31 protein-coding genes are annotated in these 26,387 nt (G+C 37.2%); 10 read left to right on the plus strand and 21 right to left on the minus strand.

The window, feature by feature from the left end:
• Window positions 1-12: 12 nt before the first annotated feature.
• Entirely contained in the window at window positions 13-1,200 is a 1,188-nt protein-coding gene (locus tag ACE1MS_RS21045) for a GTP-binding protein (RefSeq protein WP_012295906.1), read from the minus strand.
• Window positions 1,201-1,375: 175 nt separating this feature from the next.
• Here ACE1MS_RS21045 and rpmG point away from each other — a divergent pair, with 175 nt between their 5' ends.
• On the plus strand, window positions 1,376-1,525 hold the full coding sequence (gene rpmG / locus ACE1MS_RS21050; protein ID WP_012295907.1) for a 50S ribosomal protein L33: 150 nt from the start codon (window positions 1,376-1,378) through the stop codon (window positions 1,523-1,525).
• A gap of 76 nt (window positions 1,526-1,601) precedes the next feature.
• Here rpmG and ACE1MS_RS21055 read toward each other — a convergent pair whose 3' ends face one another.
• From ACE1MS_RS21055 to ACE1MS_RS21070, 4 genes are all read right to left on the minus strand, one after another.
• Window positions 1,602-2,321, minus strand: a complete 720-nt coding sequence (locus tag ACE1MS_RS21055; RefSeq protein WP_447402598.1) for a hypothetical protein — start codon at window positions 2,319-2,321, stop codon at window positions 1,602-1,604.
• A gap of 11 nt (window positions 2,322-2,332) precedes the next feature.
• On the minus strand, window positions 2,333-2,614 hold the full coding sequence (locus ACE1MS_RS21060) for a hypothetical protein (RefSeq protein ID WP_230584499.1): 282 nt from the start codon (window positions 2,612-2,614) through the stop codon (window positions 2,333-2,335).
• Window positions 2,604-3,182, minus strand: a complete 579-nt coding sequence (locus tag ACE1MS_RS21065) for a hypothetical protein (protein WP_036217671.1) — start codon at window positions 3,180-3,182, stop codon at window positions 2,604-2,606. The genes ACE1MS_RS21060 and ACE1MS_RS21065 overlap by 11 nt, the downstream gene beginning before the upstream one ends.
• 86 nt (window positions 3,183-3,268) lie before the next feature.
• Complete coding sequence (locus tag ACE1MS_RS21070) at window positions 3,269-3,907, minus strand: BMQ_0737 family morphogenetic spore coat protein (protein WP_012295911.1); 639 nt, start codon at window positions 3,905-3,907, stop codon at window positions 3,269-3,271.
• A 235-nt stretch (window positions 3,908-4,142) separates the two neighbouring features.
• Here ACE1MS_RS21070 and ACE1MS_RS21075 point away from each other — a divergent pair, with 235 nt between their 5' ends.
• Together ACE1MS_RS21075 and ACE1MS_RS21080 are read left to right on the plus strand one after the other, a co-directional pair.
• Window positions 4,143-5,342, plus strand: a complete 1,200-nt coding sequence (locus ACE1MS_RS21075; RefSeq protein WP_197150602.1) for a hypothetical protein — start codon at window positions 4,143-4,145, stop codon at window positions 5,340-5,342.
• Window positions 5,343-5,511: 169 nt separating this feature from the next.
• Window positions 5,512-6,126, plus strand: coding sequence for an exosporium glycoprotein BclB-related protein (locus ACE1MS_RS21080; protein WP_031416594.1), 615 nt, complete (start codon window positions 5,512-5,514; stop codon window positions 6,124-6,126).
• A gap of 98 nt (window positions 6,127-6,224) precedes the next feature.
• On the opposite strand, the gene ACE1MS_RS21085 is transcribed toward ACE1MS_RS21080, so the two are convergent.
• The 9 genes from ACE1MS_RS21085 to ACE1MS_RS21125 all read right to left on the minus strand — a co-directional run bounded on the left by ACE1MS_RS21085 (window position 6,225) and on the right by ACE1MS_RS21125 (window position 15,300).
• Complete coding sequence (locus tag ACE1MS_RS21085; protein ID WP_012295914.1) at window positions 6,225-6,752, minus strand: YfiT family bacillithiol transferase; 528 nt, start codon at window positions 6,750-6,752, stop codon at window positions 6,225-6,227.
• A 645-nt stretch (window positions 6,753-7,397) separates the two neighbouring features.
• Window positions 7,398-8,966 (minus strand): BCCT family transporter, encoded by a 1,569-nt coding sequence (locus ACE1MS_RS21090; protein WP_447402599.1) that lies wholly within the window; start codon window positions 8,964-8,966, stop codon window positions 7,398-7,400.
• A 128-nt stretch (window positions 8,967-9,094) separates the two neighbouring features.
• Window positions 9,095-9,865 carry an alpha/beta hydrolase gene (locus tag ACE1MS_RS21095; protein ID WP_036164871.1) on the minus strand — a complete coding sequence of 257 codons (771 nt, stop codon included), beginning with the start codon at window positions 9,863-9,865 and terminating at the stop codon, window positions 9,095-9,097.
• Window positions 9,862-10,644, minus strand: coding sequence for an ABC transporter ATP-binding protein (locus ACE1MS_RS21100; protein WP_012295918.1), 783 nt, complete (start codon window positions 10,642-10,644; stop codon window positions 9,862-9,864). The genes ACE1MS_RS21095 and ACE1MS_RS21100 overlap by 4 nt, the downstream gene beginning before the upstream one ends.
• A gap of 29 nt (window positions 10,645-10,673) precedes the next feature.
• The gene (locus ACE1MS_RS21105) at window positions 10,674-11,669 is read right to left on the minus strand and encodes a FecCD family ABC transporter permease (protein ID WP_012295919.1); all 996 of its coding nucleotides are present in this window, start codon (window positions 11,667-11,669) and stop codon (window positions 10,674-10,676) included.
• Between the two features lie 28 nt (window positions 11,670-11,697).
• Window positions 11,698-12,705, minus strand: coding sequence for a FecCD family ABC transporter permease (locus tag ACE1MS_RS21110; RefSeq protein ID WP_036162397.1), 1,008 nt, complete (start codon window positions 12,703-12,705; stop codon window positions 11,698-11,700).
• Between the two features lie 104 nt (window positions 12,706-12,809).
• Window positions 12,810-13,790 carry an ABC transporter substrate-binding protein gene (locus tag ACE1MS_RS21115; RefSeq protein ID WP_031416602.1) on the minus strand — a complete coding sequence of 327 codons (981 nt, stop codon included), beginning with the start codon at window positions 13,788-13,790 and terminating at the stop codon, window positions 12,810-12,812.
• A gap of 204 nt (window positions 13,791-13,994) precedes the next feature.
• Window positions 13,995-14,825 (minus strand): helix-turn-helix domain-containing protein, encoded by an 831-nt coding sequence (locus tag ACE1MS_RS21120; RefSeq protein ID WP_012295922.1) that lies wholly within the window; start codon window positions 14,823-14,825, stop codon window positions 13,995-13,997.
• 10 nt (window positions 14,826-14,835) lie between these two features.
• On the minus strand, window positions 14,836-15,300 hold the full coding sequence (locus ACE1MS_RS21125; protein WP_031416603.1) for a DinB family protein: 465 nt from the start codon (window positions 15,298-15,300) through the stop codon (window positions 14,836-14,838).
• Between the two features lie 149 nt (window positions 15,301-15,449).
• Here ACE1MS_RS21125 and ACE1MS_RS21130 point away from each other — a divergent pair, with 149 nt between their 5' ends.
• Window positions 15,450-16,241: a sulfite exporter TauE/SafE family protein gene (locus tag ACE1MS_RS21130; protein ID WP_447402600.1), complete on the plus strand. Its 792-nt coding sequence runs from the start codon at window positions 15,450-15,452 to the stop codon at window positions 16,239-16,241.
• On the opposite strand, the gene ACE1MS_RS21135 is transcribed toward ACE1MS_RS21130, so the two are convergent.
• On the minus strand, window positions 16,234-16,602 hold the full coding sequence (locus ACE1MS_RS21135; RefSeq protein ID WP_012295925.1) for a YybH family protein: 369 nt from the start codon (window positions 16,600-16,602) through the stop codon (window positions 16,234-16,236). The genes ACE1MS_RS21130 and ACE1MS_RS21135 overlap by 8 nt on opposite strands.
• Window positions 16,603-16,739: 137 nt before the next feature.
• On the opposite strand from ACE1MS_RS21135, the gene ACE1MS_RS21140 reads away from it, so the two are divergent.
• Entirely contained in the window at window positions 16,740-17,225 is a 486-nt protein-coding gene (locus tag ACE1MS_RS21140) for an SRPBCC family protein (RefSeq protein ID WP_447402601.1), read from the plus strand.
• 44 nt (window positions 17,226-17,269) lie between these two features.
• Here the strand turns inward: ACE1MS_RS21140 and ACE1MS_RS21145 are convergent, their stop codons facing one another.
• The 5 genes from ACE1MS_RS21145 to ACE1MS_RS21165 all read right to left on the minus strand — a co-directional run bounded on the left by ACE1MS_RS21145 (window position 17,270) and on the right by ACE1MS_RS21165 (window position 22,935).
• Window positions 17,270-18,031, minus strand: a complete 762-nt coding sequence (locus tag ACE1MS_RS21145) for a hypothetical protein (RefSeq protein ID WP_036164885.1) — start codon at window positions 18,029-18,031, stop codon at window positions 17,270-17,272.
• Window positions 18,032-18,102: 71 nt separating this feature from the next.
• Complete coding sequence (gene abc-f / locus ACE1MS_RS21150; RefSeq protein ID WP_447402602.1) at window positions 18,103-19,731, minus strand: ribosomal protection-like ABC-F family protein; 1,629 nt, start codon at window positions 19,729-19,731, stop codon at window positions 18,103-18,105.
• A gap of 360 nt (window positions 19,732-20,091) precedes the next feature.
• Complete coding sequence (locus ACE1MS_RS21155) at window positions 20,092-20,454, minus strand: hypothetical protein (protein WP_036162402.1); 363 nt, start codon at window positions 20,452-20,454, stop codon at window positions 20,092-20,094.
• Window positions 20,455-21,609: 1,155 nt separating this feature from the next.
• On the minus strand, window positions 21,610-22,122 hold the full coding sequence (locus tag ACE1MS_RS21160; protein WP_281486844.1) for a DNA-deoxyinosine glycosylase: 513 nt from the start codon (window positions 22,120-22,122) through the stop codon (window positions 21,610-21,612).
• A gap of 18 nt (window positions 22,123-22,140) precedes the next feature.
• On the minus strand, window positions 22,141-22,935 hold the full coding sequence (locus tag ACE1MS_RS21165; RefSeq protein ID WP_012295933.1) for a DUF2268 domain-containing protein: 795 nt from the start codon (window positions 22,933-22,935) through the stop codon (window positions 22,141-22,143).
• A gap of 105 nt (window positions 22,936-23,040) precedes the next feature.
• Here ACE1MS_RS21165 and ACE1MS_RS21170 point away from each other — a divergent pair, with 105 nt between their 5' ends.
• Entirely contained in the window at window positions 23,041-23,292 is a 252-nt protein-coding gene (locus ACE1MS_RS21170; RefSeq protein ID WP_012295934.1) for a hypothetical protein, read from the plus strand.
• Window positions 23,293-23,358: 66 nt separating this feature from the next.
• Here ACE1MS_RS21170 and ACE1MS_RS21175 read toward each other — a convergent pair whose 3' ends face one another.
• On the minus strand, window positions 23,359-24,096 hold the full coding sequence (locus ACE1MS_RS21175; RefSeq protein WP_031416614.1) for a polysaccharide deacetylase family protein: 738 nt from the start codon (window positions 24,094-24,096) through the stop codon (window positions 23,359-23,361).
• 258 nt (window positions 24,097-24,354) lie between these two features.
• On the opposite strand from ACE1MS_RS21175, the gene ACE1MS_RS21180 reads away from it, so the two are divergent.
• From ACE1MS_RS21180 to ACE1MS_RS21195, 4 genes are all read left to right on the plus strand, one after another.
• On the plus strand, window positions 24,355-24,477 hold the full coding sequence (locus ACE1MS_RS21180; protein WP_012295936.1) for a hypothetical protein: 123 nt from the start codon (window positions 24,355-24,357) through the stop codon (window positions 24,475-24,477).
• Window positions 24,478-24,625: 148 nt separating this feature from the next.
• The gene (locus tag ACE1MS_RS21185) at window positions 24,626-24,928 is read left to right on the plus strand and encodes a YunC family protein (RefSeq protein ID WP_008175342.1); all 303 of its coding nucleotides are present in this window, start codon (window positions 24,626-24,628) and stop codon (window positions 24,926-24,928) included.
• Window positions 24,929-25,049: 121 nt separating this feature from the next.
• Window positions 25,050-25,673 (plus strand): DUF2238 domain-containing protein, encoded by a 624-nt coding sequence (locus ACE1MS_RS21190; RefSeq protein WP_036162408.1) that lies wholly within the window; start codon window positions 25,050-25,052, stop codon window positions 25,671-25,673.
• Window positions 25,674-25,727: 54 nt separating this feature from the next.
• Entirely contained in the window at window positions 25,728-26,372 is a 645-nt protein-coding gene (locus tag ACE1MS_RS21195; RefSeq protein WP_012295939.1) for an SIMPL domain-containing protein, read from the plus strand.
• Window positions 26,373-26,387 lie beyond the last annotated feature (15 nt).

The raw sequence follows: 26,387 nt of genomic DNA on the forward strand, positions 1-26,387 counted from the left end.
TCTTCTTTTTTATTAATGCCATTCCCAGTTAAACGGATCCTGTAGTTGTTCCCACGGGTTACGAAACTCTTCATCTGTTAATAAACAGCTGTCCAACTGTTTGAAAATACGTTCTTTATCTAAGTCAATACCAATAATAACAAGTTGGGTCATGCGATCTCCAAACTCGCTATCCCAGTCTTCCAACACCTCTGGACTTTGTTGGAAAACATCTTCCTGCTGAGCTTTTGGTAGTGCAGCTACCCAATAAGAAACAGGTTCAATTTTTGCAGATGAACCTGCCTGTGATAGCAATAACGCAACATCTTGATGTTTAGCACTCCAAACAATCCCCTTTGCCCGCACAATTGATTGGGGCATGTGGTCACACCACTCGACAAAGCGCATCGGATGGAATGGCTTTCTACTTGTATAGGTAAATGAAGATATCCCGTACTCCTCCGTCTCCGGCATATGGTTTTCATGCCCCAACTCTAATTCTTTTAACCAGCCAGCTGATTCTGATACACGCTCGAAGTCAAAACGGCCTGTATTCAAAATGTCAGTAGAATCAATTTCACCATTAACCGTTCGGATTATTTTTGCCTCGGGCTGTAGTGCGCGCAATATACCCTCCAACCGTTCTAACTCTTCTATTGAAACTAAGTCACACTTATTTAATACAAGGACATCACAAAATTCTATTTGATCAATAAGAAGGTCTGCAACATCCCGTCCATCTAATTCACCAATTGCTTCCTTACGCTCTAATAAACTCTCTCCTGATTGAAAATCATGCCAAAAGCGATGCGCATCTACGACCGTTACCATCGTATCCAATTGACAAAATCTCGTTAAATCTATGCCGAGCTCTTCATCTAAATAGCTAAATGTTTGTGCAACTGGAATCGGCTCACTAATACCTGTCGATTCAATCAATATATAATCAATATTGCCAAGCTTCGCAAGACGTTCCACCTCCTGTAATAAATCTTCTCTCAATGTACAACAAATACAGCCGTTGGATAACTCCACAAATTTCTCTTCTGTTCGTGAGATACCGCTGCCATTTGCAATAAGCTCAGCATCAATATTAATTTCACTCATATCATTCACAATAACAGCAACACGTAAATCCTTTTCGTTTTGCAATACATGATTCATCATTGTGGTCTTACCAGAACCTAAGTATCCACTTAATACAGTCACAGGTATTTTCATTGTTATCTCTCCAACTCCTTAAATCGTAATAATTACTATTTACAATTTGTAATTAAAACATATAATTTTATAAAATGCAAAGCTTTTTATTATATACGAAATTAAACTTGACAATTTACAACCTAAAATATATTGTTTAAATCGTAATCATTACTATTTAAAAGGAGGCATAATTATGCGCGTACAAATAACTCTAGCCTGCACAGAAACTGGTGATAAAAACTATATCACGACGAAAAATAAACGTAATAATCCAGAGAGATTGGAGCTTAAAAAGTATTCCCCTCGCTTAAAACGAACTACTTTACATCGTGAAACAAAGTAATTTAGCAGTAGTTAATTAATTGGGGACTGTTTCAAAAGGGGTATGCTTACCCCCTAGAAACAGTGTTTTATCCCATCTATTCTCTATTTATTTCGAATGCAAGCTCGTTCAATTTTTGATCGAGTTCATCAAGCATTCGTAATCTATAATCGATCTGCTCGTCTAGATTAATAGATCCATTCATTTTTACTCTACTGTCATCAGTTTGATTTTTATAGCCTTTTATCTCATTCGTTAGTTTTTCGATTTCTTGATTTTTCGTCTCTAATTCTTTGACTAATTGTTGACATAGGCTGTCCGTCTCTACTTTGTCTCTATAGGATTGTTCTATTGTCTCTACGATACGTTCCATTTGTCCACCTGTAACGATGGTAAAGTCATGTAATCTTTTATCAAGCCCTTCAATCATTGACCTATAGTTTTTATCTTCATTAGATACGTTAACGCTGTCCTTTAATAACTTATTTTCTGCTCGCAACTCATTTAGCTCTTTTAATAAGGACTCTATCGAAGTAATTTGTTTTTTCCTTTGTAACTCTCGTTTTTGTATCTCTTCATCATATGCTTCCAATTCCTTATCAAAATCTCTCTTCAACTTTAATAGCTCCATCGAGAGATCTTTTCTGAGTCTTGTTAATTGTATATTTTCCCGTTCAAGCCGTAGCACTAATGCATAATAATCACTATCCCTTAGCCTTTTCACTTCATTTTTATATTTGGCTAATTCGGCCCTTAAAAAAATTATCATTTGTTGGAGCTGTAGAGGATCATTGTTTTTGACAATATCGTTGTCCATCCTTGCACCTCCTAGCCTGAAAAACTTTTTAGAATTTCAATGACTTCTTCAAACTGTGCTTTACTGTCATCTAACACCTCATCTAGTTGTTTTAACCACTTTGTTTGTAGCTTCGAATGTTCATGTTGTTCAAAGATATTATTTTTTTCCCCAGAGACAAGATAGCCAATTAATTGTTGCAATGTATCTTTTTCAAGAAAGGCAAAGCTATTATCTTGTACATTACGGCGGTTAAGCTGGTCCTTCAGCAATTGTTGGATTACGCTACTAAGCTCTTGTTTTTCATGATCCACCACTGTTTCCCTCCTGCGTTTGACTAATTCCATTGAGATTAATTGGGTTTAACACAACCACACCATCTGTTAGCTGATCACAATATGTAAAACCCATAATAGTGCCAGAATACGATAAATTATGGGACCATTTAATTTGAAAATTGGTAAATGAAATCGTTTCATTTGGTTCGATGGTGGACTTCCCTACTGGTCTAAGCCAATATTCCTCTTTACTAGACTTGTCATTAAAACGTTCCCAATTACTTTGCCCCTGTGTCTTTAAAGTAGGTGTGTAATTTTCGTGAACATACCTTCCCGAGAAATAAAACGGAGAATCTTTCGGTAATTTAATACATAGATATGGATTTGTGACGGGTGTTTGACCAATATTACGAATATGGTAGGAGCCTAAACAAAGACTTTCTTGCTCAGAGTCATAGGATATATTGAACGAGGATGTAAAATAACTGATTAGACTAATCTTATTTTGAACTGCTAGCTCTTCTACCAGCTTTTTTATTTCTTGAACATACATGTTTGTCTGTTCTTTCACCGCTTGTATCTTGTCTTCTATTCGTGTTATCACTTAATGCCCCCTTACTATGATTCATAAAAAAAAAGAGAGGATAACCCTCTCTTCATGATATGACTTTCCTCTATTTGTTAGCACTACTAACCAACAGTTGGGAAAATAACTGGGCATTGTTGTGGACGAACCGCAGTTGGACATGTGAATGGTAAATCTGCTCTTGGTTCGCAGAAAGTTGCTAAAAATTCCACAGTAACTGGGAATGTTGATTGAATGCTTTGGCAAACAGCAACAGTAATTGTTAACGCAGAAAACGTAATTGCACCTGCTGCAGCTGTAAGTGTACCAGTTGTACAAACGAAGCAATCTAAATCTGTATATAGAATTTCTACATCTGTACCCTTAGGTGCACATAATGTCACTTGCTCACAGCGTGAAACAGGAATCTCTGCGCTTGTGAACATTGTTCCATTTGGTAATGTAACAACGATCGTAAGAATGAAATTCTTTTGAATATTTAAATGTTGTAGACAAACAGTTGATCCATCGATAGAGAATTGGCGATTCTCACGGTTTAGGATCACAATTGGATTTGTAGCTGCTGGAATTACTCGACATGTAACAATAGCACCTGTTAAGTCAGTAGCTGCTGTTACGCCTGGGAATGTAATTGCTCCAGTTGGTGAAATATCAAATGACATTTCCTTTACAATCCAGTCATATACCTTATCAACATTTATACAAATCAGTTCCTGCGCCTGGGATGGCATATGTTCTTGCATCCTTTTGACACCTCCATAAGTTTTTTATCTTTCGTTTGTAGCATATGTTTTTCAGCTATAAGTGCATGGGCTAATAAATAGTTACATTGGATATTTATAAAAATCAGCGACAATCATTTTGTCTTACAGTTCTTTCTTTATAATAAGAACTAAAATGTTGAAGGAACAGGTATATTTGTAACAGAAAGTCAATATTTTTAATAAACTAATAATGGAATGAAAGGGGTGAACTACAATGGAGGAGTCAAAATTGTATACCACTCAAGAAATTGAAAATTTAAAGCAAAAAATTGAAACCTATAGAGAATCGTTATCATCATTAAAAACGGGATCGTCAATTGAAGATTTCCTTTATATGAAGCAGGGGTTTGATGGACTGAAAACACAGATAGCCCATTTAGAGGGGATTACAGAGACATTGGATACTAAGCAAAATTCCTATATAAAAGGATATGATGATCAAATAAGGCTTCTTTCCATACAGATTGAGTCTCTGAATCAAACCATGGAAGAAATGAATCAAGAAATTTTAGCAGTTTTAAACAAATTATTAACTGTTGAAGGAAATGATACAACAACCATTTCTCCCGCCATTAAAATGCCTTCTCAAACTTCGGCTACTCATTTGCCTAGACAACAACCTAGAATGACACAGACAGCAGATAAAACTACGATAACATCAGCACAACCATCTTATAGACTATTACAAAGTTTGGCAGGTAAAGCCATAAACCACCAACAAAATGTCAATAATAATGGGGCTCCACCTCCTCACAATGACCAGCAGGTAGCTAAACCAGAAGAGCGGCATTTTAATCAGCAATATTTTCAATCCATTAATACGCATCCAAGCCATATATACAATGGTTTATTCAGAAACACGACAGTTGAATCCACCTTCCATTTTAAAAATGCCACGGATGCAAAGGAAGTTCCAGTAAGTGTTTATGATCCATCTGCTGTACAGCCCACTTTAAGTGAGGAAAACATCGAGAATGATCATTTACTATCAACTATTGTTCATGAATCGAGTACTGGAACCGAAAAATTAGATGATCCTACAGAGGCTGTGCCAACGGAAAATGAACGTAACAACCATGAGATTTCCGAAGTAACTAAAGGATCGTTTGAACAGGTTAATTCAGAGAAACTTAGCAAGACAGTTAGTGAAGACACTACTGCAATAGCTAGTGAGCCTCTCAACGAAGTCATTTCAGAAACAGTAGCACAGCCAGCTGACACAGTTGAAACACATCATTCTCCTTCAATCGAAACAGAAGAGTATGTCGAAGTGTATAATTCTGAAGCAGTCTATGAGGTTCATCCATCCCTGGAAGAAGAAAATAAGCAACCTGATCCTGTAAATATGCCGATTGAGGAAGAAAATAAGAAGGGAAAAAATTCATTTTTTGATTTCTTTAAAAGATGGAGTTAAATTTATCACTTTATAAGACGTCCACTATGTATGAAAACACATAGTGGATGTCTTTTTGTTTCAATAGAAAATTGATTTTATGAAATCATTGAATTTATAGGAGAGGTAGATATTTGCCCTTCCCCCCTTTTCACATATGAATAGAATAATGAAGAAAGGGGGTGTAAAAATGTGTTTTAACAACTCAATGTGTGGTTGCTCTAAAGGCAATGGTGATTGTACTGCCCTTGGACCATTTATCGGTATTGATGCGGCATGTATTACTCCACCAGCAGCTACAGGTTCCATTATCCCATTTTCTTCAGGAACAATTCCTGTTGTATTAGTATCTCTTGCAACTGGTTTAGTTAGTACTGTAAGCCTTGTTGGTTTTGGTACATCTGTTCCAGGTGTAGCTCTTGCTGGCGTTAATATTGATTTAACAAGTTCTCTTGCCACAGAAGCTTTTACTGTTCCACGTCCAGGAACAATTACATCTATTGCTGCAACAATTTCAGCAACTGCCGCTTTAACACTAACAGGAACAGCTACAGTGAGAGCACAAATTTACCGTGCAGTTCAAGGAAGCAATGTTTTCAGCCCTACTGCAGCATTTGTTGATTTAACTCCAGCTTTACCATTAGCAGCATTATTAGCTGGTGCAATTGCAAGCGGTAGTGCCAACGTATCAGTGCCAGTAACTACTGGTGATCGTTTATTAATGGTGTTCTCCATGACTACTTCAGGAGCTACTGTTCTGGTTACTCTTACTGGTAACGCAAGTGCAGGAATTACTATTGTATAAGTAAATAACGCTAACTCTTAAAGTTATAAGTATCTTTTCAAACCTAATAATTAAATTATAGTAGGCGATTTTAACTAAATCGTCTACTTTTTATGTAGCTAAAATGCTAATGCATGCTGGATATGTGCCAAATGATGTTTGCCATGCCATGCATATAAACCTACTGCTTGTTCCAATGTTGTTAACCCCGAATCAGGATGATTATAAGCTCGTTGTAATTGTTCATCCGTTAAATTTGTCAGTAAATAAACCCAACGCTCATGTAAACTTTCAATTAATGTCAGCGAAGTTGCTATTGGCATTTCTGAATCTGGGAGCATTGCCCATTCAGCCTCATTGTATGGCTTAATCGTTGGTACATCCTCTGTTAGTGCTAGCTTAAAACGGGTATAGCTGTTCATATGACTATCAGCAATATGATGGACTAGCTGTCTAACGGTCCAACCATTTTCACGATACGATTTTGCCAATGCCTGCTCACTTGCTTCACTTAATACTTCTTTAAGCTGCTTTGGTAATAGGTAAATATCTCCCATCCATTCTTTTACTTGCTGTGATGTCACTTCTTTTGGACATTGAAACTCCCCAATGGGATATCGTAAATCAATCAAATTGCTCTCCTCCATTTTTCCCTCTTACTTTTCCAAAATGTTTAGGTCATTATTATTCCTGGATATCAACAATCAACGTATCAAAGTGTTTTCCATTTGTATCAGTAAAACAGCCCTTTTCCAGGACTAGGAATTTTTACGCTTAAAGGGCTATGAGCATCTGCTTCGTTTGCTGGCCCGCTAAGACCTGTGCTCCATCCGCCAACTAAAATAGACTGGTTAGTTTTAGAATCTCTATAGTATCCTACAACTGTTAACTCTGTATTACCATTTCCTTCAATTCTTCAAAGATGCCACATCCATTTTGTGGGCTCATACTTTGCATACTAGCACCAATAACACCCGATTTATTGGCATTACCTATAATGGCTCTATCACCAAATTCACTGCTTTTTCATTCCAATTAATAGCTGCAAAATCACTTATTTGCAAAAAATCTGGGGCATTCTCTGTTATTACAATTTTACCTATATTTGTATAACTACTACCACTAACAGCATCATACATATAAGGACAAATCTTCTCACGACAACCCCCATCCCCTAAAAAAATTCTTTTTACCCTCAATTATTACAGACAATTCCGTTCATTAAAATACCAAATAGCAATAACACAAAAAGAAACTGTATTACTCATCAAAGAATAATACAGCTTATCACCTTATTTTTTTTCTTTGGCTTTTGCTTCTTTTTCAAGATGCTTCCTTGCTATCTTCAATCGTTGAATGTCTTTTTTCTTCAGAGGAACAATCTCTTCCTTCATCATTTTAATATAAGAAATCATTAACAACAGTAATAGGACTGTAAACGGTAACGCGGCAATTAATGAGGCTGTTTGTAGTGCATCCAGCCCACCTGTATACAATAAAACACCTGATATAGAGGCCATCAATATACCCCATACTAACTTGGATAGTACTGTCGGGTTTAAAGACCCCCTTGTCGTCATACTCGCCATAATGAAAGTAGCTGAATCGGCTGATGTAATTAAGAAAATGAAAATGAGCAAAATTCCAATAAAAGAAGCTATCATTGAAAGAGGTAAATACTCTAGCATTTGAAACAAGGCCACTGTTACGTCGTTATGAACGGTTTGCGCAATTTCAGCTTCTTTATGCAGGTCGAACCACATGGCAGTTCCTCCAAAAACAGCAATCCAAAAACAAGCAATAAGAGGAGGAATAATTAATACGCCAACAATGAATTCTCGAATCGTTCTTCCTTTAGATACACGGGCAATAAAAGAACCAACAAAGGGCGACCATGCTATCGCCCACGCCCAATAAAAGATCGTCCAATCCTTCACCCAAGTCCCCCCGATATACGGTTGCATCCTTAAGCTGTATTGAATGAAGTTTGAAATATAATCCCCTATTGCTAGTGTAAAGGTTTCCATAATAAAAACTGTTGGGCCAGTTATAAAGACAAATAGCAGTAAAACAATCGCTAGCATCATATTGACATTACTTAGGATTTTCATTCCCCTTTGAATGCCCGTAGTGGCAGAGAACATATAGCCAATAAACATGATAAGAATAATGGCTACCTGTATGAGAAATGTATTAGGTAAACCAAAGACAAAGCTTAAACCTCCGTTTGTTTGGAGCACGCCCAAGCCAATAGAAGTAGCTACCCCCATAACTGTAGCAATAACCGCTAAAATATCAATTGTGCCCTTCACGACTCGATTTGTCCCCGTTACAGGCTCTAAAGCGGTAGAGATGAGCATATTTCTTTTTTTGTTAAATTGCACATAAGCCATGACAAGCCCCAATATAGCATAAACAGACCATTGGCTGATTCCCCAATGAAAGAAAGAATAACCCATTGCCAGTCGCGCTGCATCTGTCGTTAGAGGTGTTGTGTCACTAAAGGGCGGTGAAAAGTAATGACTCATTGGTTCAGCTACTCCCCAAAAGACTAATCCAACCCCTAGACCTGCAGAAAAGAGCATAGAAATCCATGTGAGAAAGCTAAATTCTGGTCGACCATCTTCTGCTCCTAACCGAATAGTGCCATATTTACTAATCGCCAAGCCAAATAGAAAAACCACGATTATAAAGACCGCCATTAAGTAAAACCAACCAAAAAAATCCGTCGTCATATGAAAGACGCTGTTCGCACCATTCTTAAACTGTTCCGGTATTATTGCCCCAATCATTACTAAAAATAAAATGGCTCCACTAGAAATAATAAATACTGGGTTGATTAAATTTTTAATTTTTTGCATACAGCGCCTCCATTAATCCCAGACGTTTTACCAAATTTCCTTTATTATGAGTTTCCTTCAAGTATTTTATAAATCAAAACTTCTTGAAAATAAAAAACCGCACTACCAATAGATAATGCGGCTATTGTTTATTCATTTGTAAAAGCAAAACGTATGGCTCTACTCATAACTGTAGGCACAACAGATGCATGATTTTCGTTTAAAGCTTCATAAAAATCAACCTTCATTACTTTTTCAAGTATTGTTGCCATTTGTCGTGCATCATCCACCATAAAGGTTTCCAGTTCACCAGCACTAATAAACAATGTTTCCTTCATAGCCTGATGCTCATTTAAAAATACTGAGGCACATGGGACTAATTCATGCTCATTCCACCAGATGGAAGGACTGATAGCCAGGTAATGTTGAAAGCTTGTTGGATGGTGAAATAATTGCCAAAGCGTAAAATAACCAGCTAATGAGTGACCAAATATCGATTGCTGTGCTTTATTTACTGGATAGTTGGCTTCAATCATTGGCTTTAGTTCTTCTTCTAGGAATCGACTAAAGTTTACTGCCCCACCAAGCTTTTCATGCCCTTTACCTTTAAATCTTGCGGGATAAATATACGTCTCTGCTGGTGCCGTAAAATCATAAAAACGTCGTTCACGCATATCTTCACCATGCCCGATACCAACAACAATGGATGGTAAAATACCCGTTTTTGGCGCATTACGACTTTGCAATCGAACTGCTTCCTTAACAAGAGAAAAATAAGAAGAACCATCCAATACATAGATGACCGGAAAGCCTTCCGTTGGCGCTTCCTCATTTGGTACATAAACGTTAATCCCATACGTATAGTCTGCCAATTTTGAAGTCATTTGCTGTGTTGAGTAATCTATTTCTGTTGGATTCATTTGTTTTCCTCCTTCAATATGTCATAGCCATAGCATACAGGTGTATTGGTTGCTGGATCTTCCATAATACGTGCATCAATGTTAAAGACTTGACGCATCACCTCTGCGCTTAAGATTTCCTGTGGTGTTCCTGTTTGCATGATAACACCATTTCGCATGGCGATCAGATGATCTGAATACCTAGCAGCATGGTTAATATCATGAAGAACCATGACGATTGTACATTGATGCTGTTCATTTAAATGTTTCACGATATCAAGTACTTCCAATTGGTGGGCCATATCTAAATACGTAGTCGGCTCATCGAGCAACAAAATATTTGTTTCCTGTGCCAATGCCATAGCGAGCCATACACGTTGACGCTGACCCCCAGAAAGCTGTGCTAGCTCCCGATTTCGATATTCCACCGTGTTTGTGACCGTTAACGCCCACTCAATCATTTCTTCATCCTTATTTGTTAATCGATTGACATTGTTGCGGTGCGGATATCTGCCATAAGCAATAAGTTCCTCGACTTTTAATTGTCCCGGTGCAACGGGTGTTTGTGATAATATTGCTAGCTTCTGTGCAATATCCTTTGTCGACAGATTTTGCATATTTTGCTCCTGCAAGTATACCGTGCCCTGTTGCTTTTTCAAAATTCTTCCTATTGTTTTGAGAAGCGTTGATTTACCACAGCCATTCGGTCCGATAATCGTTGTGACCTTGCCCTCTTCAATCGTTAAATTTAACCCTTCAAACACTCTAACCTGCTCATAGCCTGAAGCCAAATTTTCCATTCTAAACGCTGTTTGCACACCATTTCCTCCTATGCCTTAGATTTCACTAGTAAATACAAGAAATATGGAATTCCTATAATCGATACTACTATTCCAACAGCCAGCTCAGACGGTGCGAATACCGTTTTGCCGATAAAGTCAGCTAGAATTAGCAAGCCTGCACCAATTAATGCACTTACTGGCATGACATAGCGGTGCTGAATACCAACAAGCTGCTTGGCGATATGTGGTGCCATTAACCCAATAAAGCCAATACTTCCTGATACAGATACGCATGCGCTAACTAGTCCTACACTGGCTAATAACAGCTTCATTTTCTCTTTTTCAACAGCAATTCCTAAACTTGTGATGTTATCCTCTTCCAGCTGAAAATAATCAAGTAAATACGATTTTTTATGCACATAAATTCCTAAAATTACAAGCCAAGGTAACATAGTAAGAGCAAAAATCCAATTCGCATTGTAAATGGAACCTGCCATCCAAATAGCTGCAGATTCAAAATCCTGCGCACTCATTTTTAGAGATAGAAACAATGATAAAGCGCCAAATCCACTGTTAATGGCAATCCCAGTTAATATTAATCGCTGCATATCGAGATGACCATTTTTCAAAGCAAACGTAAAAATTAATATAGCCGCAATTGTTCCACCGATAAAACCGAACAATGGCATCATTAAAATTGATAGCCAGCTGTTCATATCTGCACTCACTAATTTTAATTGAAAGAAAAACATAAAAATTACGACCGCGGCACCAGCTCCAGCATTAATTCCTAATATCCCTGGATCTGCGAGCCCATTGCGCGTAATACCCTGTAATACAACCCCCGCCATTCCTAATCCAATACCAACGAGCCCAGCTATGACAATTCGTGGTAAGCGGAATTCAAAAATAACAAGATCAAATTTTGGATTAGGTTCAATACGCAATAATGTTTTTATGACATCCATCACAGACATATCAAAAACACCATTTGTAATATGTAGATAACTTGCAACTAAAATCAAAAGTAAAAGCGTCGACATAGTCATTAAGAATACACTTGAGGTATGTTTACGCACGTTTTTCACCTCCGTGTTTTCGAACTAAATATAAGAAGAATGGCACACCAACTAAAGCTGTTAAGACTCCTATTGGCGTTTCAAATGGATAATTAACAAAGCGGCTAAGGACATCACAAAGCGCCAAGAAAAAGGCACCAATAACCGCCGCACAAGGGATAATATAGCGATAATCTACTCCAACAAGAAAACGAGTAATATGCGGAATAACTAACCCTACAAAGGCTATTTTCCCAACGAGAGCAACTGCTGTCCCTGTCAAGCATACGACAGCTAGCATACTAATAATCCGTACTGCCTTTGTTTTTTGACCTAGTCCCATTGCAATATCCTCACCTAGCGAGGTAATCGTAATGGCCCTCGCGGATAGTAAGGCCAATAATAAACCAACTAATCCAAATGGAATAGAGAGCATCAACATATCCATATCTACCATATGTACCTTAGTGTTATACCAAGCACTGACTGTTTGTGATACTTGAAAATACATCGCAATCGCTGTAGCTATACTACTTAAAAATGTCCCAATAACGGTTCCAATAATGGCTAGCCTTACTGGTGATAAACCATTCCGAATTAACGAGCCAAAGCCAAAAACAATGCCCGCACCCAGTGCAGAACCTAGCATTGACAATAAAATCATTTGATAATTAGGCAGTCCTGGGAAAAAGACAATGGCTAATGTTATAACAAATGCAGAGCCATCGTTGACACCCATCAATGAAGGAGATGCTAAATAATTTCGTGTAATTCCCTGCATAACTGCACCCGCAACTGCCAAAAAGGCTCCTACTAACAAGACTGCGCCTATTCTAGGAATACGTCCTGTCCGTATAATTTGATGATCAACATTAGAAGGATCGAATGCTGATATTGCTTGCCACACAGTGATTACACTAATATCCTTTGTTCCATACATAACAGAAACAAGCGCCACAAGGGCAATAAGGAGAGGAGATACTGCTAATATTGAAAATGACACTACGTTTGTTTTTTTCAACTTTCACACCTTTTTCTATACCATTTTAGTATCCAAACTTCTACTGAACAAAAGGCCGGTAATAGCCTGGTGATATCACCAAACCTACTACCAGCCTGTGTATACTATTTAAGTAATTTTTCAGCTGCTGCATCTAAGAATTTAACCTTAGACCAAGCCGTACCACCTTGTGCTAACGGGTCAATTGTATTGACATAAATTTCATTATTTTGTGATGCCTTTAAGCTAGTGAAAATTGGATTTTTTTGTAGCTCCTCTAACGCCTTAGGAGTATCCTTATTTTCGGATTCCTCAAATTGAAGGAAAATTGCATCTGGATTTACTTGAGCTAATGTTTCTAGCGATAATTCTGCCTGCGCTTTAGCTGTCGTCACTACCTCTGGAACTGGAGCACCTAAATCCTCATACAAAACAGGATTTAAATAAACACCAGCTGGATAAATGTACATTACACCACCGCGAACACGGATGATTAATACTTGTTTATCAGCTAATTGCTCCTTCGATTTAACCTGTGCATCAGCAACTTTTGCCTCATAGTCAGAAATGATTTTTTTAGCATCATCTTCTTTACCAGCTAGCTGTGCAAGCACTGTCAAATTTTCCTTCCAGTTTGTTGAAATATGTGAGTAAGGTATCATTGTTTGAATTTTGTTCAACTTTTCAGCCGTTTCTTTAGGGAATTTTGAAGTACCTACAATGACATCTGGATCCAAATTAAGAATGGCCTCTGCATTTGGCTCCATTTTATTTCCTACCAGTGTAGCACCTTCAAAATCAGATGCTAGATATGCTGGCACTTTGCCACCTACTTCAAGTACACCTACGGGCTTAATTCCAAGCATTGCAGCGTCTTCCATAGATTCAAGACTTGCAGCGACAATATTTTTCACTTCTACTGGAAGCTCATATTTCTCACCCAAGTACGTAATTGTCTGTGTCTTAGCTAGTTCTGTCTGTGATTCTGTTACACTTGTCTCCGTTGTATTATTTGTTGAAGTAGACTCCTCTGCCTTATCTGTTCCACATGCAGCTAATGATAGTGCTAAAAGTGCTGGTGCACACATTTTAAAATATTTATTCATAGATATTCTCTCCTAACAAGCTCATATTGATAATGATAATCATTTACATATGTATGTCAACATATAATTGATACTCATTATCATTTACGGATACTATCCTAACAAAGTGAAAATAGATTGTGAATGGACGATTTCGAAAATGACATGGACTTTTGCCGATTTATGCCATAAAAAAACTGCTCCTTTTTTATAAGAAACAGTCATTCATACATATTTGGCTTCCTCTATTTTTAACTTGCGATAGGCTGAGGGAGATAAACCCGTACACTTTTTAAATACTCTACTAAAATAAAAACAATCTACATATCCAACACATTCTGCAATTTCAGCTACAGGGATTCCACCATATTCTAGTAAGTCTTTCGCACGTCGTATACGGTATTCTGTTATATATTTGCTTGGATTCATACCTGTATGCTGCTCAAATAAATAGGCAAAACGACGCCGTTCAATGTCAAATTCACTAGAAATATTTGATACCGAAATCTGCTCCGCATAGTGCTCATGTATATACTGTAAAGCCTGCTCCATTAATTCATTGGCATTATCCAGAACCTTCACTTTTGCCGCTATAAGAATGTGTTCCAGCAAGTTCATGAATAATGTCTTGGACTTAAATACGGCCATATTACCTGGAAAGGAATAGCTTTCTACTAGCTGCTGTACCTGGGTAATAATTTGCGTATTATGTCCTGTTTTAATGAGAAAATGTTGTTCCACCAGTGGATATAATGCCGTCTCCTCCATAGGTAGATTATAGTGAACTACAGCATATTCCCAAACCTTCTGACTTGTTACGTTCACTTCAATTGGCATTTGAGGACCAGCATGCACTATTACTCCTGGCTCCATCACATATGGCGTTCCATTCAAGCTAAAGATAGCACTTCCTGCAAGCGGCACAATAATTCCACATTTTTCTGGTGCTGTAGTTCTCCCTAAATCAACCTCTCCTGGCTCCATTCTTTTGGTAAAGACATCGGTAAACTTTACAGATGCCTGTGCAAAGTAATCTATTAAATACTTGATATCCATGTGCTAGCTCCTATACATGTAAAACACTCTGAATTTGTGAAAAATGATGTAAATCATGGTCAATTAATCCGCCAAAATAATCAGCCATCGTTATGTTAGACTGTCCAATATTGAACGACTGCTGCCATTGCTCATCTGTAAATTGCTGAATGGTTTGAAGCAATTGACGTCTTGTCAAAACAAATTCAATAATCGTTTTTTCTAACTGCTGTTCACGACTTTTCTCAGCTGCCCTCGTGTTCATATTCGTGACATCTGGTCCTTTAGGTAACGATGTATTAGTAAATAAATATGGTATTCGTTGTTCTAACACAAATTTATCCCAGGGTGTAAGATGCCCTATCACCTCTGCAACTGACCATTTTCCAGATTCAATTGGCATACGCCATTGCTCCTCAGTTAAATTCCTCAAATTCTTTACCCAATGAAGAGAATGTTCATAGTGTTTAATAATCGACTTTTTGTCTCGCAGCATTGGATTTCGCCTCTTTCTTCCTTTGTATGCAGCAATCTCCCTTAGTCTTCCAAAAGATAAATAATATTTATATGTACTCAAAAATAATATATTAGATTTATAAATTAAATACCTTTACCCTAAAGCTATCCAAGTGAGGAGAGTAGCCTATGAAAAAAATTTTATGGATATTGTTCCTTGTACTCCTTAGTTTCATGGCACATTATACAAAAATCTCTTTAACCCTCGTATGCATTGGTATAATAGCTGCCTTTATCGGTACACTTGTGGGAGGTGGAGGTCTTATGACGCTACCCGCTATGATGCTGGTCGGTATTCCCATTCAAACTAGTATTGCTACAAATAAATTTTCGACCGGTATATCGGCTTTATCTAGCATTTTTTATTTACTGTATCATAAGGAGCTACATTTCAAAGTTATTTTAAAATACATAGCTATTGCTGTTATAGGAGGAGCTGGTGGTGCACTTCTAGCCGTGTCACAATCCGAACAAAATATGAATGTTACAGCCTGTATCCTACTGATTTTTGCATTAGTTGTCACTTTAAAAAACAAGGCTTGGACTGACACTGTGAATCCTACAGAGCATACAACGTCCTCCCTTTGGCAGCCATTTTTTATCGCTATGTATGATGGTGGGTTTGGTCCTGGTTCTTCAACTTTTAGTATTTTATATTATTGGCGTTGCCAACACACTTACATAAAGGCCGTACAACTCACGCGTGCACTGCTTTTTGGAAGTTGTACTGGAGCTTTTATTGTTTTTTATCAAACAGGCTTTATTCAATGGCATTATGCAATTGCCATGGCCTTAGGCTCCATTATAGGCTCTCAATTAGGCCTCCTAGTGCTACCACACATTCCAATAAAAGTAGCCAAACGACTACTAACTGTGATTATCTCGATGTTGATTATTCAGATGGTATGGGAAATTATTTAATATATCCACTCAAATGTTCATGAATTAACTTCCATTCACCATTCATCCATGTAAAAATATTTGTCGCCCTACCGCTACCTGATACAGATTTCCCATTATGATAGCCTTCATAGTGATATGTATAAATACAGGTGGCTGTTTTTTCATCAACGGTTAGCCAAGTTATATCAGTTGCTGAATAGACCTCTTCTTGAATTACATTCCATGCGTGATTGAAGTAAGCACCAATTTCTTCTGTAGTCGTACATGTTTTATCCGAAAACCAATAGACAGCCTGTGGATGCAAAATAACCTTTACCTTATTAAAATCATGAGTATTTGTTGCTTGGATATAACGTTCTAATGCTTGTTCATATGTCATGTTCACGCCCCCTTTTTAACAATAGTATCCCAAATCTCACTTCTTATAAATAATATATTTATGGGATGTTCTCCTTTGAACAGTTCATAAAGAACACCTATAATAAGGACAAAATCACATAAAAGACGGAGGATACTATGCTAGCTACTATTGAAGAACAATCCAATCATCATGTTGCAACATTCAAACGCCAGCTCCCTCATTCAATAGATGTTGTTTGGGCAGCAATCACTGAAAATGACAAGCTGCAAAAGTGGATGAGCAATTTAGAAATCATTGATCTTCGTAAGAATGGGAAGATGCATTTTAATATGAACGATGGAATAGATGCCTATGAAACAATAGCCATTACCGATTATGCAGAAAATGAAACTCTCGAATTTGATTGGGGTACGGATACGGTACGATTCGAACTTTCTTCTAATGACGAGGGCACATTCCTCCTATTAGTAGAGACACTTCAAGAATTGACAGAGCATACGCCAAAGGATTTAGCGGGGTGGCATATATGTCTAAACTTGCTGGCTGATTTGCTAGATAGAAAGGAACAACTAAATTTCCCAATGGAGAGTTGGCAACAGCGATTCCACGACTACAGTGGCCTTATTGATTCTATAAAGTAAAACAACTAAAAAAATCCTAGAGCCACAAGACTCTAGGGTTTTAATTATTGGTCAAACGCTGTAGCTATTTCTATGGCCTTTAGAGGGTCTTTTATGGAATCGAGTGTATACACAAGCTTTTCATCCTGCCAAACGATTAAATTGCCTGTTTGATAAACGTCCAATTGAGCCATGCCATATTGCTTTGGAATAGGGAGCATATGACTTTTTAAATATTCTACTACTTGCTTTGCAAGCTTGACACCAGCCTCAGGATTTTCTGTTCGGGTATGTGTGGCAATTGCCCAGCGTCCTTCATTCCATCCAGTCCATAAGGAGCCTGCCCCCGCGTCTTGATAACCTTTAATATTGTCACCAAGATCCACTTTTTGTCCACCATTTTGATTAAAATTATCAAACGCTATTTGGGTGCTTGCCCCTTCTGCATTATTGTATTGCTTAACGAGCAATCGTGCTATAACGTTTGCTGATTTCTTTAATCGAATATCATTAATCGGCATACTCTCTTTACTTTCATAAAAGACAATTTCCACCTGATTCCCTTCTGTCCTTGTAGTAGCTGATAAAAAAGAATCCTGTGTAATAGGTAAAGTTGTTGGCATTTTTATGGTGAAATCAGCTTGTATTTGATCCTTGATTTGTTGCAGGACCTCTGTTTGTTCCATAGCTGTTCCATTATCATGTTGATTAGCTTGTTCGACAGGTATTTGGGTCTCACTTTCATGTGCTTGTTGATTTTCTTCCCGATTAGCACAAGCACCTATAAAGCAAATACTCAAAAAAAGGAGAACTAGCATTCTTTTCATTGCGTGTACCTCCATCTATTAATTTCCCTCTCTCGGTATTTTTCCCTAGTGAAAACCATCTTAAACGTTACCTATTTTAGGTCGTTAATTCGCTTCGTCAGTTCATTAAATTTTTCATCAAGCATTACATAGTCCTTATCTTTAGCTGTGAGAAAGCTAAGTTTACCTAATATTTCCTGCCGCTCGGTTTCTAGCTTTAAGCGAAGTGTCACTACACCCTCGTCTTGCTTAACCTCTTTTCTCCATTTTTTCTCTATCTGTTGAGCATGAATCTCCCATACACTATTCGTTACCTTTTCTAGAAAGTAGCGATCGTGTGAGACAACAAGTAATGTCCCATTATATTGGGCAAGCGTTTGCTCTAATTGCTCACGGGAAGGCAGGTCAAGATGATTCGTTGGCTCATCTAAAATAAGAACGTTCTTGTCTGCTAATATATAAGCCATCAGTTTACATTTTACCCGCTCACCCATGCTCATCTCCCCTATAACAGATGTCCAGTGAGTAGAAGTAAATCCTAGATTTTTCATGAGATTGCGGACTTTCCCTCGCTCTTCAAACGTTTCTTGATAAAAATACTGCTCCGGTGTCTGTTCAAGAGGTAGATCAAAGACTTCTTGTGATAAATAACCAATGTTAGCAGCCGGAGATAGCCATACTCTGCCCTCTGCCTTTAATTGACCTAAGATGACTTTTAAAAAACTTGTTTTTCCACTACCATTTATTCCTGTGATGGCAATTTTATCTCCAAACTGCGCAGTGACGTTCACATCCTTAAACAACACTCTGTCATTGAAGTGTAAGAATACATTTTTGGTCTCTAAAAAGCGTTTACCGACACGTTGATGGGTGCCTAAAGAAAAGCGTATTTCTGCCTCAGGCTTTACAGCTTCCACCCTTGCCTTCTCAAGCTCTGCTTCTAATCGCTTTTTCTTGGATTTCACCTGGGAATCAAGACGCTTTGCTTTCACACGATGGTATTCCTTAAAACCTTCTAGCTTTGTAGACTGAGCATGGCCCTTTTGAGACCATGCTGTCAATTCCTGCATTTGTGCCTCAATGCGCTCAATATTTTTTTGCTGCTTGTCGTATGCACGTTGTTGTGTTAATCTTCGATGCTCTCTTTCAGCCATATAGTTTGAATAATTGCCGTTATGTTCTATAAGTCTATTGTCCTCAATCGACCAAATTTTGGTCGCTACGCTATCTAAAAAGTATCGATCATGCGAGACAACAATAACCGTTCCCCTATAGTTTTGTACTTGTTTAATCAAAAAATTGGTGCTCTGTTCATCTAAATGATTGGTTGGTTCATCCAGCATTAGAAGTTGAACTCCCTGCGAGAAACCTTCCGTCAGGCGCATTTTGAGTTTTTCCCCACCACTTAATGCTGCAAATGGCACATTCGGCACTTTCCATTTAGATAGCAAATCTGCCTCTTTAGTTGTTATTTCCATCCTATTAAAATGAGCTAATTCCTGCTCTACAAATGCCGTTTTTACAGTTTGTAGCCCCTTGATTTCTCCTGTTGTGGGCACTAACATACCTCGAATCAATTGAAGCAATGTGGATTTTCCAGCACCATTTCTACCAATAATGCCGATTACCTCACCTTGCTTTACGGTAGCAGTCACATGTTCAAATAGGAATGTATCCTTTATTTCATAACTAATATCCTGTAATTTTAAAAGCTCCTTCATAACATTCATCCTCTCCAGTAGGAGGAATCAAAAAAATCCCTCCAAGTATTTTGGAAGGATTAGTCATCGCTACATATACACAAATAAACTGTTGCAACAGCTATATTTGTTACTCCATTACTTATTTTAGACATAGTAAAATAAGCTTGCGGAATCGCTTTATATTGGCAGATTAAGACCAATACAAGTGTTATTTATGGAAAATGGGCAGACTAATCCTATTTTTATTGCTGGTGAAATTTTAATTTCATCTTTAAAAAATAAGATTAGTTATTCATTAGCCACCCATCGTCCCTTCATCTTTTATTACCGTCATTGTAACACCATTTTTTTGAAAATGAAACTTTCTTTGTGTGAGCTTTATCTAAAACATTCAAATGAACGAATTTGATTTCTTGTTATGGTACGGAAATACCAGCCATACCGATTACTCCAACGAAAACCCGCAATGAAATCTCTTCCTATAACTGTGGGGAAAAACCAAAAGCTCCTACCTGTATTCAACCAAATAAAGGTGTTTCTAAATAAGCAGGAGTGAATACCACTTGATCCTTCTCGCCGTGCGGGCACTGGCGGTGAAAAGCCTGGTGGTGCACTCATTGGCATTTGTCCAGCTGGAGCCGGACCAAAATTAGGTGGACCAAATGGCGGTGTTTCAAAATTATCATTGCCACCCCAGCCAGGTCTTCTAAAATTATCTTCTCTAAATGGATTATTGTACACACAAGCCCTCCTTTTACATAATTCAATATATGTAATAGGGCATTTAACCGTTGAGCCATTGCCCACCTAAGCGAAGATAATAACAGGCCAATTTTCCTCATCCTATAACCTTTGGCATTTCTAATAAAGTATATTTATGATTTCCAACTTTATCGCATAGGAAAAGTATTTTTTGATATGTCTTTTTATTTTCAACAACAAACTAACGGATAAGTTGCGTCTTTAGGAACGATTTTAAATACACATTTAAAACCTGAAACATTTGCAGCTCTAAGGTTTATAGCCTATCCAAAATATAAATAAAGTAATTAATCATTTTAATAATAAATATATATTTATTATTTGCTCCGAAAAAAACTCTGTTTTAAAAATATACATCTCTTTCTAACGCTCCATGCTCTTACTTTCTTCACGTTTATGCACTTCAATTACTGTATGAGTAATATTTTCTTCAACGTTGGAATTTTCCGAAAAATAAATTACACTTAATAAAAAGATGGTAACGAAAGAAGTTAAAAATTTTAAATTGTTACTAGTTTTAACAGTCGTATACTTTTCCTCCATCCCTTTTAACGATATATCCATAATTTACATTATAAATAAAAAAATGTTAATAGAAAGGAGTCTAGAATCTTATGAAATTATATTTGATGATTATGTTTTGGAGTTCAATTTTGGTGTTAGCTATTCTAATTATTAAAGATTATCAAAATAATGTTAATCCGTTTACCGAACCTCTCACTGCTCTTGTGTATTTAATAATTATTTTTTGGATTATATTTTTTTCTATAATGTATTTCACAAAGTATAAGAAAATTAAAATGGATTAGAAGTTGCTACTCTTACTCTTTTTTTTATTCCCTTTCTTCTAGCCAACTATAGAAGGCTGATAGACTATCGCTTTTTTAGTAAATATAATATAAATTTCAAACAAAAAAACGTTCCCAAATAAAAGTTTGAAAACACATCAAAAAGCCACGAATGTTGAGATATCAACGTTTTCGTGACTTTTCTTATGAACATTCTTCATACATCTTTTTATGCAGGAAGCGAAAACGAGTTCTTTAACGATTTTTTATCATTCTTTCTCGCCATATCATCACCCTTAACTATGTAAATTTTTATGTACAAAGCAATGCTTGAATGACCCGCAAACTATTGTGATAAATATGACAATATAATTCGCCATTCCTCAACTTTTTCGTCAAAGGATTTAATATTTTTCCCGGGTATCGGACTCGTTGATGGCATTTTTTTATAGGCTCGTCCTGCTAAAAGCTCTAATCCAATATGCTTTTTAAAAACATCGATTGCCTTCGCCCCATTAAAGAGTACTAACTTGATGTTCGGGTAGGTTTCAAAAAGGGTTTGAAAATCATTTGGCTTTTCATTACGAATCGCTGCATCCAAGCTCCCTTCTCTCTCACAGGCTTCAATTGTGTCCCAAAGACCGATTTCACGCTTTTTTAATAAAGCTATTCTCTCACAATAATCTTCAGGAACCTCGACCTGTAATAGCTGGCCAATGATAGGCCAAAAGTGATTGCGTGGATTACCATAATACTGCTGTTTTACTAATGACTGTTTTCCTGGCATGGATCCAACAATTAGCACCTTTGTGGATGAATCTACAATTGGTAATAATACATTTTTTATTTCACTAGACACAGCAATCACTCCTTTACTCTATTGTAGCGGAAACTCTGAGCCAGCAAGTATATCTTGGCTTGTTATTAATAAAGGAAGCTGTGATGAAAGATTCTTCATATATGACCGAACAATTTGATAGCCTATACAATAGCCTATCCACAGCGGAAGCTCCCCACCGTATAAGAATGGTCGATGCTTTTCCAATCCCTGCAGTTGTAGGTTTGGCAAAAACTGAGATTTCCATAGTTTGATAAGCTTCTCAAATGTATAGTTAGTTAACCATGGTGCTAGCCATCTATCTCCGTAAAGATCTTTCACAGCACATTCTGCTAAACCCTCTAATATAAGAGAATCCAATAAAGTCATTTCATCTAAGGATTTTTTAAGATAATGTAAACGGCAAACATGGTTGTATTCATGGGCGAGTAATGCTTGAAGCTCCTGTTTTTCTACTTCTCCCACAAATAAAAAAAGCGAATGAGGATAAGCCACACCATTTTTATTAGTGATATTCTGCTGCCTTGTAATTGGAAAGATATAAATAGGTATAGCTGGACCATTCCACTTCTGCTGTAGATACATAAACTCCTGCTCCACGCAGCCCCACACATTCATCTGTTTTAGTCTCTTTAAATTAATCTCTTCCTCTGGTAGGAAAAGACCTTGCTGCTGTAATTCAAAGTGTATTTCCTCTGTATATCCCTCTTGAAATAGTTTGATCAAACGATCACATAGCACCGAGCATTGTAAGCTATATAGCTCATCACTGCTCTTAGATTTTCTGGAAAATTCATACTCCTCAAGCCACTTATCTGTAGGCATAACTGCCATGTCATCACCTCTTGATAGTATATGTGATGGATAGACAATCGGCTAAAGATAAATGCATTAATTAGCATATATTAACTTGTAATGAAGTAGAAAGGAGGGATTATTGTGAATCCAACTGATGCTTACAATCTTTGTTGTAAATATCACGGTAAACGAGTTAGAATTTCGGATACATCTGGTAGAGTACATGTTGGGGAAATCACGAGGGTCGACAGAAGACAGGTATGGATTCTACCTGATAGAAGATATGGTGGTTATGGTTTAGGCTTTTGGGGATTTAGTGGAGGCGGCTTTGGCGTTGGTATTGCACTAGGGACTGTTCTAGGTATTGCACTAGCTCCAATTATTTTCTTCTAGCCTAAGCGATTTTATATATGTGAAAAACGAGCCATTTCAAACATTGTTGAGATGGCTCATTTTTCATTATTGAACTTGTTCTTGCTGCTGTTTACTTTCAATCAACTCGGATATTGTAACAAATGTGTAGCCCTGCTTCTTTAATGCCGGTATTATCTCCTCTAATGCTTTAATGGTTTGTGTACGGTTACCGCCACCATCATGAAATAATATGACATCGCCAGGCTTTGTGCCTTTCATAACCTTTTGTACAATTTTCTTTACACCGGGCTCTTTCCAATCTTGAGTATCCTGATGCCAAGACCACATCACGACCTTGTAGCCATCCTTAACAGCGGCATTTATCATAGCATCTGTGTAATTTCCACCAACAGGACGGAATAAAACTGGGGAAAATCCAGTAATACCATATATCGTGTTATTCGTCTGTCGAAGCTCTTCTTGCAATTTATTGATGGAAACTTTAAACGGATGTGTATACGTATGATTCGCTAATTCATGCCCTTCTGTATAAGTACGTAAAACAAGCTCTGGATATTTGTCAGCATTTTTTCCAATAATAAAAAAGGTAGCTTTGGCATCATATTTGGCTAATAAATCAAGCACCGCCGCTGTGTATTTGGGATGTGGTCCATCATCAAAGGTAAGTGCCACTATTTTATCCTCTGTGTTAATATCCCACACAACTTTTCCTGTTTCCTCATAATACGGACGTCCTTTATTAGCCTGGGCTTTGTATCCTACAAAAAATCCCGAGATGATTAAAACGAAAACCGTTAAAACCCTTACATATTTACGTGTCATAGCATCACCTCCCAAGTCCATATTCACAGAACTCCGTCAACTTACTATTTGCGATTTACAGTGAATTATACTTGTGAAGGATTGTCTGTTTTCCTGTTTTAATTATTTTAAAAAAATTTTATAAATTTGAACGAAATGTGAAACATCATTAATATTCCTTTATTTTTTTCTTTATTCATGTAAAATAAAATCATCACTGATATATAACAATTAATTAAATTCAATAAATGTTATGCAACACAAAAGGGGATAATATAAATGTGGATCATTACCGTATTTGAAGAAAACACGTATCGTATGTTTGAATATACTTCTAAAAGTGAAGCAACCATTGCATTAAATACATTTAAACAAACAGCTTTATTGTCTTATACCAAGTAAATGCTAAAAGGAATCTATTCGCCAAGAGTAGATTCCTTTTATTTTGATATTGGACTTCTTTTCTTTACTATTAAAAGATTTTTTATTAGAAATGTCGAACACCTTGCTAGTTATCGCCATATGTATATAGAGAAAAGGAGTGATTTCAATGGTGACAATTGAACCTATCATGATTAAGGGGCATTTCTTTACTGCAGTAGTTGTTCAATTACCTAAAACAACACTATTAACCATTTCCAATAATACAGGCTACATTATGTGCGGCGCATTAGATGTAGGTCTTTTAAATAGTCGCTTAGTGGATCGAAAAATCATTGCTGGTCGGGCAGTTGGTGTAAAAACGATTGATGAGTTATTAACAGCCCCGTTAGAATCCGTGACTTATGAAGCCGAGCAACTTGGCATTACAGAAGGTATGAGTGGTGTCGAAGCACTTTTAAAAATGATTTAATGTGTACAAAAGCGTCAGTTTTAGAACGAATAACTAGACGCTTTTCCTTTTTTTAACGCAGCATCGGTTGAATAAGCAAACTCCTACTTCCCCATACTGTGGGACAAAGGAGCGTGTTGTCATGAATAGTAATAAGCATTTTAAAATACATGTAACTTTTCTTGCCATCACTTTAATTGTTTTGATCTGGTCTGTTATTAAACCATCTTCCTACTTAGATTGGCTGGCTGAAGTTAGCCCAGGAATAGTTGCGATTATTATTGTAGTTTGTATCTATCCTAAATTTCGATTCACAACCATTTCTTACTCAATCATTGCCTTATTATCGATTCTAACATTTATTGGTGGGCATTATACGTATTCGGAGGTGCCACTATTTAATTGGATAAAAGAAGAATTTAATTTGCACCGTAATAATTACGATCGCTTCGGACATTTTTTAAAAGGCTTGCTGGCGATTGTTATAAGGGAAATTTTAATTCGAAAAACGCCTCTTACAAAAGGCGCTTGGCTATCGTTCATTTCCATTAGTATTTTACTTGCGATTGCTGCATTTTATGAAATCATTGAATGGTTAAGCACCCGAATCTCCAAGGGCAGTAAAGGGGCCAAAGACTTTTTAGGGATGCAGGGAGATCGTTGGGACGCTCAATGGGACATGTCTTTAGCGTTGCTAGGTTCTATTATTACCTTGCTTTTATTGACAAAGCTCCATGATAAATATTTAAAGAGATTAAACAAATAAAATCATTTTTTGCATACTATGATGAATAAAAAATCTTATGAAAGGTGGTATTGTATGTACTATGCTCAGCTCCATCATCAGGCATCCATTCCCCCACGTGTTATAACTGTAAGGGGCGATGGGCAGGTAAAGGCTAAGCCAAGCTCCATTCAACTTCAAATAGAAGTTCAAACGCGAGGCCAAAATGTACAAGAGCCACAGCAGGAGAATGCGGCAACTATGAATCGAGTTATTCAATCCACTACAGCCCTTGGCATTCCAAGCGAACAAATTCAAACAGCTGCCTATACAATTACCCCACTTTATCATTTTGAAGACGGCCAACAAATCTTTAATGGTTATGAAGTAACTAATGCCATTACCGTCCATGTATCAAATCCTGAACGTATTGGCTTAATCATTGATACAGCAGTAGATAATGGGGCAAATCGTATCACAAACATTCAATTCAAAGTTGACCATGTAGATGCCTATTATCAGCAAGCATTGAGTTTAGCGCTGCATAATGCTCAGGCAAAGGCGAAAACCATTGCTGAAACGATGCATTTACCTTTGCAGCTACTCCCCACTGAAATTGTGGAAGAACAAGTTAATACGCCTATTCTATATCGCTCAATGGCAATTTCCTCCGATATGACACCTATTGAACAAGGGCAAATCGACATAAATGCCTCTGTCCGTGTGAACTTTCAATATTGAACGATTTGAGCCTTC

It is taken from the genome of Lysinibacillus sp. fkY74-1, assembly GCF_053165895.1.

Excerpts from the sequence above, each read along its gene's own strand:
- ACE1MS_RS21045 (WP_012295906.1), bottom strand. The coding sequence starts at position 1,200 with ATGAAAATACCTGTGACTGTATTAAGTGGATACTTAGGTTCTGGTAAG.
- ACE1MS_RS21125 (WP_031416603.1), bottom strand. The coding sequence starts at position 15,300 with ATGCTGCGAGACAAAAAGTCGATTATTAAACACTATGAACATTCTCTT.
- abc-f (WP_447402602.1), bottom strand. The coding sequence starts at position 19,731 with ATGAAGGAGCTTTTAAAATTACAGGATATTAGTTATGAAATAAAGGAT.
- ACE1MS_RS21190 (WP_036162408.1), top strand. The coding sequence starts at position 25,050 with ATGAATAGTAATAAGCATTTTAAAATACATGTAACTTTTCTTGCCATC.
- ACE1MS_RS21090 (WP_447402599.1), bottom strand. The coding sequence starts at position 8,966 with ATGCAAAAAATTAAAAATTTAATCAACCCAGTATTTATTATTTCTAGT.
- ACE1MS_RS21105 (WP_012295919.1), bottom strand. The coding sequence starts at position 11,669 with ATGTCGACGCTTTTACTTTTGATTTTAGTTGCAAGTTATCTACATATT.
- ACE1MS_RS21175 (WP_031416614.1), bottom strand. The coding sequence starts at position 24,096 with ATGACACGTAAATATGTAAGGGTTTTAACGGTTTTCGTTTTAATCATC.
- ACE1MS_RS21100 (WP_012295918.1), bottom strand. The coding sequence starts at position 10,644 with ATGGAAAATTTGGCTTCAGGCTATGAGCAGGTTAGAGTGTTTGAAGGG.
- ACE1MS_RS21185 (WP_008175342.1), top strand. The coding sequence starts at position 24,626 with ATGGTGACAATTGAACCTATCATGATTAAGGGGCATTTCTTTACTGCA.
- ACE1MS_RS21180 (WP_012295936.1), top strand. The coding sequence starts at position 24,355 with ATGTGGATCATTACCGTATTTGAAGAAAACACGTATCGTATGTTTGAA.
- ACE1MS_RS21115 (WP_031416602.1), bottom strand. The coding sequence starts at position 13,790 with ATGAATAAATATTTTAAAATGTGTGCACCAGCACTTTTAGCACTATCA.
- ACE1MS_RS21070 (WP_012295911.1), bottom strand. The coding sequence starts at position 3,907 with ATGCAAGAACATATGCCATCCCAGGCGCAGGAACTGATTTGTATAAAT.
- ACE1MS_RS21095 (WP_036164871.1), bottom strand. The coding sequence starts at position 9,865 with ATGAATCCAACAGAAATAGATTACTCAACACAGCAAATGACTTCAAAA.
- ACE1MS_RS21140 (WP_447402601.1), top strand. The coding sequence starts at position 16,740 with ATGCTAGCTACTATTGAAGAACAATCCAATCATCATGTTGCAACATTC.
- ACE1MS_RS21145 (WP_036164885.1), bottom strand. The coding sequence starts at position 18,031 with ATGAAAAGAATGCTAGTTCTCCTTTTTTTGAGTATTTGCTTTATAGGT.
- ACE1MS_RS21195 (WP_012295939.1), top strand. The coding sequence starts at position 25,728 with ATGTACTATGCTCAGCTCCATCATCAGGCATCCATTCCCCCACGTGTT.
- ACE1MS_RS21120 (WP_012295922.1), bottom strand. The coding sequence starts at position 14,825 with ATGGATATCAAGTATTTAATAGATTACTTTGCACAGGCATCTGTAAAG.
- ACE1MS_RS21135 (WP_012295925.1), bottom strand. The coding sequence starts at position 16,602 with ATGACATATGAACAAGCATTAGAACGTTATATCCAAGCAACAAATACT.
- ACE1MS_RS21165 (WP_012295933.1), bottom strand. The coding sequence starts at position 22,935 with ATGGCAGTTATGCCTACAGATAAGTGGCTTGAGGAGTATGAATTTTCC.
- ACE1MS_RS21080 (WP_031416594.1), top strand. The coding sequence starts at position 5,512 with ATGTGTTTTAACAACTCAATGTGTGGTTGCTCTAAAGGCAATGGTGAT.
- ACE1MS_RS21055 (WP_447402598.1), bottom strand. The coding sequence starts at position 2,321 with ATGGACAACGATATTGTCAAAAACAATGATCCTCTACAGCTCCAACAA.
- rpmG (WP_012295907.1), top strand. The coding sequence starts at position 1,376 with ATGCGCGTACAAATAACTCTAGCCTGCACAGAAACTGGTGATAAAAAC.
- ACE1MS_RS21130 (WP_447402600.1), top strand. The coding sequence starts at position 15,450 with ATGAAAAAAATTTTATGGATATTGTTCCTTGTACTCCTTAGTTTCATG.
- ACE1MS_RS21075 (WP_197150602.1), top strand. The coding sequence starts at position 4,143 with ATGGAGGAGTCAAAATTGTATACCACTCAAGAAATTGAAAATTTAAAG.
- ACE1MS_RS21085 (WP_012295914.1), bottom strand. The coding sequence starts at position 6,752 with ATGGAGGAGAGCAATTTGATTGATTTACGATATCCCATTGGGGAGTTT.